The following is a 584-nucleotide window of genomic DNA, read 5'->3' on the forward strand; positions in this document are numbered from 1 at the left end:
TGTCCGGCTTCGCTCTCTGCCGTCCCTTGCGCGACGCTGTCCTTGTTCTTCGCCTTGTACTGATCGTAAGGATCGTCTGCGCGCTTGTCTGCCTCGCTCTTGCTTGCGTCACGCCACGCGGCTGGCGGATCGTTGCCTTCGTTGAAGTCACTCACCGCGGCGCCGTCCGTCGTTTTGACCGGCTTGCCGAACCGCTTCGCTTTAGGCGGGAATGGCTCGTCGAGTGCCGGAGCGTCCGCCACGACGGTCCAGCCCTGTGGCGGATTGGCGTTCACGCGGAACATGTTCAACGCCGAGCTGAACCCGGTCACGACGAACATGAGCGGCGCAGTCGCCAGTGTCGCCGCCACTCCCCAGATGGTTTCATTCCCTTTGAGCGCACCGATGAGATTGAACTTGGCAGGTGGCGAAGGCGGATACCAGAATCCCGACGTCGTTCCCTTTTTGTTATACCGCCAGTCATCTTCCCAATACCGGTAGCTATCCTGCACGCCAACCTGGAAGCCGGAGGCAAAGACGCGCTGCGTCAGCACGCCGGGGACGCTGATATCGTTCAGCTCGTTCTCGTCGATGCCACGCCAGCC

1 pseudogene is annotated in these 584 nt (G+C 61.6%); it reads right to left on the reverse strand.

The window, feature by feature from the left end:
- Window positions 1-584: pseudogene (locus DIE03_RS38065) on the reverse strand (hypothetical protein); the annotation flags it as partial.

This window comes from Burkholderia sp. Bp8992, from assembly GCF_003853705.1.
In the GTDB taxonomy this organism is placed as follows: domain Bacteria; phylum Pseudomonadota; class Gammaproteobacteria; order Burkholderiales; family Burkholderiaceae; genus Burkholderia.